Genomic DNA, 10,712 nt, shown 5'->3' with positions numbered 1-10,712 from the left:
TCGGGGTGTCCGGGATCAGTTTGAAACGCTGCCCGCGATCAGCCTGAAATGGTGTCCGCCTTCGTCTGAAACGCTGTCCGCGTTCCGCTGAAATGGGTGGCCGCGATGGGCTGAAATACGCAGTTGGATACTGATGAAGTTCGCTTCGATGTGAATCACCATTTTGGTGAGAGCGCTACGCAGCCGATTGCGGCGCGCTACGCCACGCTGGCGTCGTTGCTCCTCCTTGCGGGCATCAGCCCGCTGCGTCGTCGCGCCTTGCCAACGCACCGCATCGCACCACACTCAGCCTCGTCCAACTGCTGGATTAAGGTTCAATCGACGCATTGAGCCGTTCGGTGAAGGCGAATTTTTGCAGCACCCCGTCGGCGTTCAGCAGCAAGACGAGCTCGGTGCCGCGCTCGGCCGACATCGGCGAGGCTTTGGCGGCCTTGGCCGCCATTTCGATCGCAGCGGCCTTCGCCTTTGCCGCGTCTTCGATGCCCTTCGCGCTGGCCAAGTCGGCCAGGCCAGCCGACCCCGCAAGCGCGGCCATTTCGGTCAGCCCGGCTTTTGTCGGTGCGGCCCCGGCCTTCCAATAACGCCAAATCTGCATGCCGTTGTCAAAGCGCAAGAGTTTGAATTTGAGATTGCCCGCCAGCGCGCGGATCTCGGCCTCGCTGCTCACGCCGGGCCTCAGCGCGCGTGCCAGCTCGGCCAGCCGGTGCTTGGACTCTTGCAGACCTAAGTTGACCGAGGGCGCGGTGCTGGCCATAGTCTCCAGCAGCACCCGCGTGTCGTCGGGCCAGGTGAGGTCGCCTAACGGTACTCGGAACATGCGGTCACGCAGCAAGAAGCCCCAGTCATAGTCCTCGCCTGATTCATCAAACAGGCCATGCAGATTGCGCTGGTTGAGCCTCAAGCGCCGGTCGCCGTGCACCAAGGTGACAGAGAAGATCGGCTGGTCGGCAAAGTTGCTGGGGCTCCAGTCGGGCTTTTTGCATTGTTCATCGTCGGCACTGAAAAGCTTGCTCAAGGTACCGATCCAACCCGCGTCGGTGCGCGCCAGGCCGCTGCCAAAGGCGACTCGGCATTGCAGGCGCAGGTCGCCCAGGCGGCGCTCCCCATTCGGCCAGCCGGGGGTGCGGATGTCGGCCCGCCAGGTGACTCGCCCATCGGCGAGCTTGCTGCGCACCTCGCTGTCTTGGTCCAAGAGGCGCCAAGCCGGATCGGCAACAAAGCGCTGTTCCTCATCCAGCGTAACCGGGGTACGACCTTGCGCGCCGACCAGACCCAAATCGGCGCGCAGCAGATCGTCGGGGTATTTGCGGGCATAGACGCGGTAGTTCAAACTGGCCTGGGGTGCCAACTTGTGATGCTTCTGGAACAGCGCTTGCGCCTTGAAGATCTGTGCCAAGGTCTTGCGTTCGCGGGCCACCGTGGACACGCCCTGCACCTGCACCTGGTGCAGATGGGAGGTGGCTTTGGCGCTGGGCTCAGCTGTCAGAGCTTCTTCTTCGACAGCAGCTGTGGCGGAATTGGGTTCGGCGCTCGGCGCTGCGGCAAGTCCGGCAAAGGAGGCCAGAAGCAGGATGGCAAACAGCATGGCGGGCCGGATACAAAGGGTCATCGGGGGCTCTCGAAAGGCAAAGATCGGCAGCTTAGCTATTTGGCCCGGTTTCGGCGCAGCTTGGGCGACGGACTGCAATAGGGCTGGATAGACGACGCTGTGGCTTCTCTCACCCGACCTAGCCCGAGTAAAGAACTTTCGAAGCTCCAGTCTCAGGTGCTTGGATTTGATCTCGCATGAAAAAGGGGACGTGATACTCACGTCCCCTGGATTGCTCGCCGACGATAGCCGGCTTGCTTGACTGCCACTAAGGCAAGTTAGATCGCTCAGTGCTCAGAAGGCCTATACCTTGCGATGACGACGGGACGCGATGCCGACGAGGGCTAAACCTGCCAACATCAATGCGTAGGTTTCGGGTTCCGGAACCGGCATCGAAATCTCAGCGATATAAGTGTTCCAAGTAGCGCGCTCGGTCGTGGTGAAGCCTGGCAAGACAGCCCATTCTTTCGAATACTCGCCGATCGCGTAGAAGCTGCGGTGGTTGGTGGGATCGAGTGACACAGCACTGTAGTCACCCCAACGCTGGCGGCAGTCCACCGGTACTGTTCGCGTGCTGCAGTGGTAGTCGCCGATGCTGCTGGCCTTGAGCAGCATGTCAGCACCGGATTGGTCGAGTCCGCCGCCGCCATCCGTTTCAAAGGCTCGCGCCATGAAAGTGATGTTGCCGTCTGAAAGACCATCGTTATTGAGGTCGGTCTGTTGGAATCCCGAGCGGTTGAAGCCAATGACGGCTTGACCATATTCGTTGACCGCGATCGAACCCTGGAAATAGTCAAACCCGCCGCCCGAAATGTCCCCCTCTTCGATCACGGCACCAGTGTTGGCATTCAAGACAGACCAACGAACGGCGGTGTGATCAGTGCCGGTAGGCGTCACCGTGTGCACGGCATACAGCTTGCCGTTGCTTTCGACCACATTGGAGGAAATACGCTCATCCAGCGTATCGACGACGCGGGTACCGTCCGGTTGACGGGCCGGCTTGGTGTAGTCGTAAGCGGCCACCCCTACGCTCACGGATGCCGTTTGCGTCGCACCCGCAGCATTGACGCCGTTGACCTTGTAAAAGTTGTAGTCCTTGAAGGTATCAACGTTGACGCCAAGGAACTTTCCGGTATTGCTGTTATTTGTTTTGTCCCAGTTGACGGCTCCTTGAATCGCAAAGCCACGGTCGAGGACAGCCGGGTAAAGGCTGTCGAACTTGCTCATATTCGCTGTGGTCGGTGCGCCGCCAAAAAGGTCAGATTTCGGAATCACGAACAAGGACGCGCCACAGTAGCCAAACCCTGGGGGGCAATCAGCCTCAGTCTTGAAATTGCCGGTGCCGATGTAGACGCCATTTTTGTCCATGCCCAATGTGGGGTAGTCGGCGGTACCCCCTGCAAATCCGGTGAATTTTGTCGATTTCCAAGGCCCCATTGCGTTGGATGTGTCCGATACCGCGATATTGATGTCAGACACGCTGTCGCTAAAGCCGATCGAAATCCATCGATTGGTGTGGTGGTCAAACAAGATGCGTTGGTCACCATTGGGTGCTCCGCCTTGCCCCGCATTGGTCCAAAATTGTCCGAAACTGATGCGCTGTTGGACCGCGCCACTGAGTTTGTCGTAAACGGTGTAGCTGCCGTTGGTCGACTCCAGGAATTGGGTCGTACCCACAGCGCCCATCGTGTCCGGTGGACGGAAAGCATTGCCCAAGGTGACGTTGTCAAGCAGCGATGTGCCGTCAAAGCCGCGAAAAGTAGCCGCCTGCGCACTTGTAGCGCAGGCAAACGCCGCGGCCGTAGCCAGCGCTGAACGTAAGAAGGTTTGATTGAGTTTCATGCTCTGCACACTCCTGATTCGTATTGAAAAATAAGACCGAGGGTGGGGCGGTGAACGAGGCCATTCAAGCTCGCCAAGGACTGCAAGTCCAGTTCTATGGGCGCTCGTGACTTGAGCGGCCATCGCGCAGACAAACCAATTGCAGGCGAATGATTCTGTGACTAATTGCGCATTTCGGGTGAGTTTTTACCCTGCAAACGCGGGGCGATGTTTACCCTAGTTTTCAGCCCATCAAAATTGATTTAGGCCTGGGTCGCCGTGAATCGCCCGCCTTGAGCTGATGCATGACCAAGGCTTGCCGGTCGACGGCTAAACCCAGCAAAAGATCAAAGGCCTTGCCCTGGTTTGATGACCTACATGCCAGTGGCGGCTGAAACGGGGACCGTTCCACGCTGCTCTTTTTTCAGCCAAGCGTCTTGCTCTGACTCGCACGGCTCAATGCCTGCTGTGCGCCCGCCAGCGACTGCAGGCGCTCACGCAGGTAGTCGGCCAGGCGGGGCTGCTGGCTGAAGGCGACATTGAAACGGATATGCGAGTCATAGGCCTTGCCGGCGGAGAAGGTGGCGCCGCGCACCAACAAGATCTTGTTTCGGTAGGCATCCTGCACCAGCAGGTTCAGGTCGACCTCGGCAGGTACCGATCCCCAGAGGAACAGGCCGCCTTCGCCGGGGTGATCGAGCGTGACACCGGCAGACTCCAGCTGACGTGCACTGGCATGGCGGGCCGCCAGCAGCTTGGCATTCAAGCGGTCGAGATGCTTGCGCCAGCGCCCGGCCGCCAGCACTTCCAGCAGCACATATTCCAGCAGCGCCGACCCGGTCAATACCGAGTAGATCTTCTCGCGCATCAGTGCTTTCAAAAGCAGCGGATCGGCGGCGATATAGCCCATGCGCAGCGCCGGGCTCAAGGCCTTGCAAAAGCTGGAGTAATAGATCACCCGGTCCAGGCCCGATAGGCTGGCCAGACGGGTGGCATGGCCGGAGTGAAAATGCCCCTGCACATCGTCCTCGGCGATCAAAAAGCCATGCTTTTGAGCCAGCACCAGGACCTTGTGCAAATTAGCGGCGCTGCTGCTCCAGCCGGTCGGGTTGTGCAGCACGGTCTGGATAAAGAGCAAGCGCGGCCGGTGCGCGAGGGCGGCGGCTTCCAACTCCGCCAAATCGATTCCGTCGGCGCGACGGGTTATGGGAATCAGGCGTATGCCATCTTTGCGCAGCCGGTCGAACATCAAAAAATAGCCGGGGTCTTCCACCAGGACGCAGTCGCCGGGCTGCAAAAAGGCCCGGCAGATCAAGTCGATCGCGTGTGTGCCGCCGAACGTGGTGAGGATGCGGCCGGCGTCGACTGCAATGCCGATGCCGCGCAGCATCATCGCGATGCGCTCGCGCAGCTCGGGCAGGCCTTGCGGCGGGCAGCGCGAGGCCATGCCGGCTGCGGTGCGCGCCAGGCCACGTTGCACGGCGGCGGCCGGTACCCCGTCTTCCAGCCAGGTCGGCGGCAAGGCACCGCCACTGGCCAGCAGCACGCCGGCACGTTGATCGCCGGACTGCTGTACCAGCCAGACGGCTTCTTGTTCTTCGCCCGCCTCCAGCACCGCTGCGTCCGGCAGAGCCGAGTGGCGCGAGCTTTCGCTGACGAAATAGCCGGCCGTCCCCCTCGACTCGATCAGACCCAGCGCGACCAACCTGTCATAGGCGGTCACGACGGTATTGGGGCTGACCTGCAGTTGCGCAGCCAGCTGGCGGATCGACAGCAGGCGTGCGCTGGCCGGCATTTGGCCGGCCGCGATCAGCTCGCGCAGACGCAGCTCGATCTGGTCGGCCAAGGGCGTGGCGGCATTGCGGTCGAGGGAAAACATGGCGTTAGATTAGCGCAAGAAGCTGATCGCCAACACCAGCAAGGTGCCACCCATGCTCAGGTTGAAGATGCGGCGCTTGAGCGGATCGGCCAGCAAGCGGCGGATCGCGACGCCGAATAGCGCCCAGGTCGAGGAGATCGGCAGGCCGACCAGCACGCCGGTGACGGTCACCAGCAGCGCCCCGATCGGTACGCTCAAACCCACCGGCATGAAGACCGAGGCCAGCGTGATGGACTTCATCCAGCTCTTCGGGTTGACCGCCTGGAACAGCGCGGCCTGGGTGACGGTCATCGGCTTGGCGGCATCGCCGACCTTCATGGTGCCTAGCTTCCAGGCCAGAAAGATCAAATAGAGCGCGCCGGCCACACGCAGAATCTGGTGCAAGACCGGGAAGGCGTTGAACAAGCTGCCCAAGCCTAGGCAAGTGACAAAAGTCAGCAGCGCGCCACCAAGCTGGATGCCAATGATCAAGGGCAGCGCGCGGCGGTAGCCGAAGTTGGCGCCCGAACTGGCCAGCATCACATTATTGGGCCCGGGCGTGCCTGACATCACGAAGCAGTAGCTCATCAAGGGCAGCAATTCGGCGGGGGATAAGGACATGGTCTGGGCTCCAACAGCAAGGCCTCGACTGTGGTGGCCGCCAGGCAATCCGCCAAGGTACAGGTACAGGCGGCCAAGCCTGCGCTGTATCAGTGCGCGCAGCCATACAGGCTGGTGCCGACCGCCCCCTAGTTTGAGGTGGCAAACATGCAGGTGTTTTCAGCATGCGTCCGATATGCTTCAGCGCACCTAAATTGCTAACCAGGAAACTGCATGCAACACTCAATACTTGCCCGGGCCACCGCTGCGCTGCTGCTTGCGGGCGGCATGACTATGGCGGCGCTGCCTGCGCATGCGCTCAGCTATTCCAAAGTCGTCGCCTTTGGCGACAGCCTGTCCGACAACGGCAACTTTTTGCTGGCGACCGGCGGCGCTTTGCCGCAGGCGCCGTATTACAACGGCCGCTTCTCCAATGGCCAGGTCGCAGTGGAATACCTTGCGCAGGGTTTGGGTGTGGCGCTCAATGACTATGCTTACGGCGGCGCGGAAACAGGCTTGTTGAACGGCGCCGCCGTGGCTGCGGGGATACCTGGGCCCTTGCAAAATACGGGCGTGCTGTCGCAAGTTGGCGCCTTCAAGGCGGGCCTGGGCGGCGCCAGTGCCGACGCCAATGCGCTGTATTTCCTGTGGGCAGGGGCGAATGACTTTGAATATCAAGGGTTTACCGCCGCTGTGGCGCAAACCGCGATCAACAACCTGAGTACCGGTGTGCAAACGCTGTATGGCCTTGGCGCAAGGAATTTCCTCCTGCCGGGCTTGGCGGATATGGGTTTCACGCCGCGTGGATTGAATTCGAGCATATCGCCCTGGCTGCACCAGTTTTCCTTGGACTTCAACCTGGGTTTGAATAAAGCGCTTGATCAACTGCGTTTACAGCCGGGCGTTCACATCAGCTATTTCGACACCGTCGCGAGTCAGCATGCCTTGATTGATAACCCTGGCAGCTTCGGGCTGAGCAATGTCACAGATGCATGCTTCAGCGGCTTTGTGGGTAAACCTGGCACCACCTGCACTGACCCGAAAAGCTATATGTACTGGGATGCCATCCACCCCTCGACGATGACGCATCAAATCTTGGGTCAACAGATGGCGGCGGCCGTGCCCGAGCCGCAAACCCTGTTGCTGATGGCCGTCGGCCTGCTGGCCTTGTTGACCATCGGCCGCAAAAACCGCGGCTGAGTCGACCAAGCTAAAGGACCTGCGCCACTTCATAGGCCCGATAGCCGCCCTCCCAAGTCGGGATGATGTGGACGATCTCGAAATAGGGCGTGGTGTAGATCGCCGAGTCGCGCAGACCTTCGATGAAGAAGTGCAGCGCTTTGGCATCCGGCACCTCACACATCAGTACATCGCTGCAGACGGCCGAATAGGCCTCGGCATCGAAATGGCGCAATTGAATGCCCGGGTGTTGAGGCAGCAGACTCAGCACTTCCTGGGCGAAGACCTCGGCGCGTTGGCCTCGGCTCAGGCGCAACCAGGCGGGCAGCGCGTTGACGAGGATGAAACAGGTGTTCATAGCGATTCTCTCCAGCGTGATTAACGTAAAAAAACTTGTTTGATCGTCGTGGGGGCGAGGCGCAAGAGCCAGGGCAGCCAGCGCGCCGGGCCGACCCAGATCTGCGCCGGCGGACGGCGCGAGCGCAAGGCCCGCAGCAGACTGCGTGCCACCACCGCCGGCGCCAGCTTGTGCTTGCCGCCACGGCCGGCCGTCATTGGCGTGTCCACCAGCGGCGGGATCAATTCGCTGACCTTCACCCGTTTGCCGCGCAACTGCGCGCGCAGGCTGCAAGCGAAGGCGCTCAGGCCGGCCTTGCTGGCGTTGTAGGTGGCCGATCTGCGTTTCGGGACATGGGCCAGGGCGCTGGTGACGAAGACGATGTGCGCGCTGGCCTGGCGCTGCAGATGCGGCAGTAGCGCACGCGTCAACTCGATCGGCGCGGCCAGATTGACGAGCAACTCTGCTTCGATGTCGGCGGCGCCATAGCCCGGTGTTTCGAGCAGCAGCTCATGCTGAATGCCGGCGCAATGCACGATGCCATTCAGGCCGGGCCATTGGCGGACGGTGTCAAGGCCTACTTGTTCCAGATCGCCAATCCTGCCCAGGTCATGGCGGGCGGTGGCCACAATGCTGGGGTGGCTGGCTTGCAAGTCGGCTAGGCGGGCGGCGTCACGGCCCCAGGCGATCACTTGCTGACCCGACTCGGCCAGTTGCAGGGCGATCGCCCGGCCAAGCCCCGAGCTGGCACCGGTGACCAGCCAAAGTTGCGTCGGCCTTGCCGCTGAGGTGCAGAGGTATGTGTTTGAATGCATGCCACGAACTTTAGGGAGGCGGCAGCGCGATGTCGTTTACAAAAGATAAGCCGGCCAGCGATGCCTTGTTGCTGGTCTTGCTGCAAAACCTGGCCGGCCAGCCTTTGCCCGAAAGCGAGGGGCTGAAGCTGAAGCGGGTCCAGCTGGCGGCCGGCCAGACCTTGTTCGAGGCCGATCAGCCTCACCCTTATGTCTATCTGGTGCGCAAGGGCTTGTTGAAGCTGCACTACCTGTTGGCCAATGGGGATGAGTGGGTCAAGTCCTTCAGCCATGAGGGCATGTTCTTTGGCAGCCTGACGGCGTTGAAGGTCGGTGGCCTGAGCAGTTTCGAAGTGATGGCCTTGGAGGACAGCGAGCTGGAGCGGGTTGATTACTTCGAACTCGAAGCCTTGGCCGCTCGCCATCCCACTTGGCTGCTGGCGCTGTACCGGGCGATGCAGCACTTTGCGGCGCTTAAAGAGGCGCGTGAGCGTGAGCTGTTGACCTTGAACCCCGAGCAGCGCTACGCGGCCTTTGCGCAGGCCCATGCCAGCCTGAGCGAGCGCCTGCCGAAGAAGGACCTGGCCCGCTATCTGGGCGTCACGCCGGTCAGCCTGAGCCGCATCCGCGCACGGCTGCGGCCTTGAGCCCGGCCAAACTGGGAGTCCATGATGGCCGAGCTCAAACAGGTCTTGCAATTATTGAAGCGGCAGGCGCGCCCCGAGCAGCTGGGCGCGATGGCCAAATTTGGCCTGACGGGTGATGCGCGGCTGGGGCTGTCGGTGCCGGCGCTGCGAGCAATGGCCAAGCAGCTTGGAATGGATCACGCAATGGCCTTGGCGCTGTGGGACACGGCCATTCCGGATGCGCAAATCTTGGCCGCTCTGCTCGCCGATCCCAAGCAATTGAGCGTTAGCGAGATGAATCACTGGACCGAGGGCATGCGGTCCTGGGACGTCTGCGATCAGGCTTGTTTGAATGCGTTTCGGCGCTCACCGCTGGCTTGGGCGCGCATCCCGGTGTGGGCGCGCAGCGACGCAGAATTCGTCAAACGGGCGGCCTTTTCGCTGTTGGCGGTACTGGCCGTGCACGACAAAAAACGAGCCGACGCCGACTTCATCGCGCTGCTGCCCTTGATCGCCGCAGCCGCCGATGATGAGCGGAATTTTGTGAAGAAGTCGGTCAACTGGGCGCTGCGGCAGATCGGCAAACGGTCGAAGGTCTTGCTGCCTGAGGCCATCAACTTGGCCGAGCAGCTGCGCGAGCGGCCCGAAAAAGCCGCGCGCTGGATCGGCGCCGATGCCTTGCGCGAGTTGCGCCCGAGGTCAAGCCTTTGAGCCGCCGCGTCGTTTGGCCAGAAGTGCGCCCAAGCCTATGGCCATCAAGGCATAAGTGGCCGGCTCCGGCACCGGGGCTGCAGCCTCGAATTTGAGGTTGTCGACCCCTACCCAGTCAGCGACGCTACCTGCCGCAACGCCAATTTTGGTGATGCTGGTCGCGGAGTAGCCCAGTGTTTGCTGGCCGGCAGAGCCTGAGGCACTGACGATACCCAGCAGCGTGCTGCCGTTGTAGACAAACAGCCGCGTGTCGGCGGGTTTGGAGATGCCGGCAAAGTCCATGCTGACCGAGCCGACCGGTGCCGAGAAGTTGATCCAAAAGCTGGCATCGCCGTCTTCGTTCAAAAAGCCGCTATAGCTGTGTAGCAACTTGCCACTGACCAGCGCCGGCCCGCCGAAGCCATGCAGGTCAATGGCGGTGACCGTCATATCGGTGTTGCTGGCCCAGGATTGGCCCGAGCTTGAGCTGCCCATGCCGCTGAAGGCATTGGCGACGAAGTTCACGCCCAGGGCGTTGTACTGTGTGCTCAGCGGCGTGCCTTCAACGAGATCTTCAAACGTGATGACCGTCGTGGCGGCGGCGGCCGGGCCGGCGTTCAGTAAGGTCAGGCTGGCGGCCAATGCGAGGAAGCTAGAAGAAAATTTCATGTCAGTCCTTTGCTGTTTGGCCGTTCTGAGAGCGTCGTCAGGATCGGCTATTTCCGCCGTCATGGTAATCAGGGTTGCTCCGGAGAAAGTCCGGAATTGAGCGGTCTTGGCGGCGCTCTTGCGAAGCTTCCGCTAAACTCGCCGCCCATGAACCGCCGCTTCACCGCCTACTTGCTGATGTTCTGCCTGTTTTGGCAGGCGCTGAGCTGCGCGGGTGCGGCGGTGCTGATGGCCAGTCCGAGTGAAAAGCTGCATGCCAGCTTGCACTTCGAGGGTGCGGCGCATCACCATGCCGCCCATGACCATGCCGAGCTTCAATTGGATGAGTCGCAGGCTTCGGCCCAGCATCTGATCGATGACGCCTGCGTGCATGCGCCGGCGCTGCTGCCCGTGGTGGCAAGACTGCTGCCCGGCTTGGGCCTGGTCGCCCCCTCGGCCCCGCTTCCTATTGCGGCGCCGCTGCCATTTCTGGCCGGTCTTGAGCGACCACCGCGACTGAGCGCCTGAACCGCAAGTGAAATGCTCGCCTCGGCGGGCAACCTTCGTTCGG

The 10,712-nt window shown here is 61.4% G+C and carries 11 protein-coding genes; 4 read left to right on the top strand and 7 right to left on the bottom strand.

Translation table 11 applies throughout. The annotated features are described in order from the left end of the window. Positions 1–307: 307 nt before the first annotated feature. The 4 genes from PRZ03_RS13610 to PRZ03_RS13595 all read right to left on the bottom strand — a co-directional run bounded on the left by PRZ03_RS13610 (position 308) and on the right by PRZ03_RS13595 (position 5,888). Positions 308–1,609 carry a hypothetical protein gene (locus tag PRZ03_RS13610; protein ID WP_273600798.1) on the bottom strand — a complete coding sequence of 434 codons (1,302 nt, stop codon included), beginning with the start codon at positions 1,607–1,609 and terminating at the stop codon, positions 308–310. A gap of 282 nt (positions 1,610–1,891) precedes the next feature. Further along, positions 1,892–3,430 carry a PEP-CTERM sorting domain-containing protein gene (locus PRZ03_RS13605; protein WP_273600797.1) on the bottom strand — a complete coding sequence of 513 codons (1,539 nt, stop codon included), beginning with the start codon at positions 3,428–3,430 and terminating at the stop codon, positions 1,892–1,894. A 403-nt stretch (positions 3,431–3,833) separates the two neighbouring features. Further along, on the bottom strand, positions 3,834–5,288 hold the full coding sequence (locus PRZ03_RS13600; RefSeq protein ID WP_273600796.1) for an aminotransferase-like domain-containing protein: 1,455 nt from the start codon (positions 5,286–5,288) through the stop codon (positions 3,834–3,836). Positions 5,289–5,297: 9 nt separating this feature from the next. Further along, positions 5,298–5,888: a LysE family translocator gene (locus PRZ03_RS13595; protein ID WP_273600795.1), complete on the bottom strand. Its 591-nt coding sequence runs from the start codon at positions 5,886–5,888 to the stop codon at positions 5,298–5,300. 213 nt (positions 5,889–6,101) lie between these two features. Between PRZ03_RS13595 and PRZ03_RS13590 the strand changes: the two genes are divergently transcribed. Next, positions 6,102–7,067, top strand: a complete 966-nt coding sequence (locus tag PRZ03_RS13590) for an SGNH/GDSL hydrolase family protein (RefSeq protein WP_273600794.1) — start codon at positions 6,102–6,104, stop codon at positions 7,065–7,067. A 10-nt stretch (positions 7,068–7,077) separates the two neighbouring features. Here the strand turns inward: PRZ03_RS13590 and PRZ03_RS13585 are convergent, their stop codons facing one another. Next, positions 7,078–7,404, bottom strand: coding sequence for a darcynin family protein (locus PRZ03_RS13585; protein ID WP_273600793.1), 327 nt, complete (start codon positions 7,402–7,404; stop codon positions 7,078–7,080). 20 nt (positions 7,405–7,424) lie between these two features. Further along, positions 7,425–8,198 (bottom strand): SDR family NAD(P)-dependent oxidoreductase, encoded by a 774-nt coding sequence (locus PRZ03_RS13580; RefSeq protein WP_273600792.1) that lies wholly within the window; start codon positions 8,196–8,198, stop codon positions 7,425–7,427. 29 nt (positions 8,199–8,227) lie between these two features. On the opposite strand from PRZ03_RS13580, the gene PRZ03_RS13575 reads away from it, so the two are divergent. Together PRZ03_RS13575 and PRZ03_RS13570 are read left to right on the top strand one after the other, a co-directional pair. Continuing rightward, on the top strand, positions 8,228–8,824 hold the full coding sequence (locus tag PRZ03_RS13575) for a Crp/Fnr family transcriptional regulator (protein WP_273600791.1): 597 nt from the start codon (positions 8,228–8,230) through the stop codon (positions 8,822–8,824). A 24-nt stretch (positions 8,825–8,848) separates the two neighbouring features. Then, entirely contained in the window at positions 8,849–9,514 is a 666-nt protein-coding gene (locus PRZ03_RS13570; protein ID WP_273600790.1) for a DNA alkylation repair protein, read from the top strand. Here the strand turns inward: PRZ03_RS13570 and PRZ03_RS13565 are convergent. After that, positions 9,503–10,162, bottom strand: a complete 660-nt coding sequence (locus PRZ03_RS13565) for a PEP-CTERM sorting domain-containing protein (RefSeq protein WP_273600789.1) — start codon at positions 10,160–10,162, stop codon at positions 9,503–9,505. The genes PRZ03_RS13570 and PRZ03_RS13565 overlap by 12 nt on opposite strands. 147 nt (positions 10,163–10,309) lie before the next feature. On the opposite strand from PRZ03_RS13565, the gene PRZ03_RS13560 reads away from it, so the two are divergent. Beyond that, the gene (locus tag PRZ03_RS13560) at positions 10,310–10,669 is read left to right on the top strand and encodes a hypothetical protein (protein WP_263532546.1); all 360 of its coding nucleotides are present in this window, start codon (positions 10,310–10,312) and stop codon (positions 10,667–10,669) included. Positions 10,670–10,712: the final 43 nt, after the last annotated feature.

It is taken from the genome of Roseateles albus (assembly GCF_028595345.1).
GTDB lineage: Bacteria > Pseudomonadota > Gammaproteobacteria > Burkholderiales > Burkholderiaceae_C > Paucibacter_A > Paucibacter_A albus.
Note: the sequence above shows the minus strand (reverse complement) of the source record. Positions and strands in the feature narration are given on the sequence as shown.

Coding starts and splice junctions, on each gene's coding strand:
- PRZ03_RS13590 (WP_273600794.1), top strand. CDS start 6,102: ATGCAACACTCAATACTTGCCCGGGCCACCGCTGCGCTGCTGCTTGCG.
- PRZ03_RS13600 (WP_273600796.1), bottom strand. CDS start 5,288: ATGTTTTCCCTCGACCGCAATGCCGCCACGCCCTTGGCCGACCAGATC.
- PRZ03_RS13585 (WP_273600793.1), bottom strand. CDS start 7,404: ATGAACACCTGTTTCATCCTCGTCAACGCGCTGCCCGCCTGGTTGCGC.
- PRZ03_RS13610 (WP_273600798.1), bottom strand. CDS start 1,609: ATGACCCTTTGTATCCGGCCCGCCATGCTGTTTGCCATCCTGCTTCTG.
- PRZ03_RS13605 (WP_273600797.1), bottom strand. CDS start 3,430: ATGAAACTCAATCAAACCTTCTTACGTTCAGCGCTGGCTACGGCCGCG.
- PRZ03_RS13575 (WP_273600791.1), top strand. CDS start 8,228: ATGTCGTTTACAAAAGATAAGCCGGCCAGCGATGCCTTGTTGCTGGTC.
- PRZ03_RS13570 (WP_273600790.1), top strand. CDS start 8,849: ATGGCCGAGCTCAAACAGGTCTTGCAATTATTGAAGCGGCAGGCGCGC.
- PRZ03_RS13580 (WP_273600792.1), bottom strand. CDS start 8,198: ATGCATTCAAACACATACCTCTGCACCTCAGCGGCAAGGCCGACGCAA.
- PRZ03_RS13565 (WP_273600789.1), bottom strand. CDS start 10,162: ATGAAATTTTCTTCTAGCTTCCTCGCATTGGCCGCCAGCCTGACCTTA.
- PRZ03_RS13560 (WP_263532546.1), top strand. CDS start 10,310: ATGAACCGCCGCTTCACCGCCTACTTGCTGATGTTCTGCCTGTTTTGG.
- PRZ03_RS13595 (WP_273600795.1), bottom strand. CDS start 5,888: ATGTCCTTATCCCCCGCCGAATTGCTGCCCTTGATGAGCTACTGCTTC.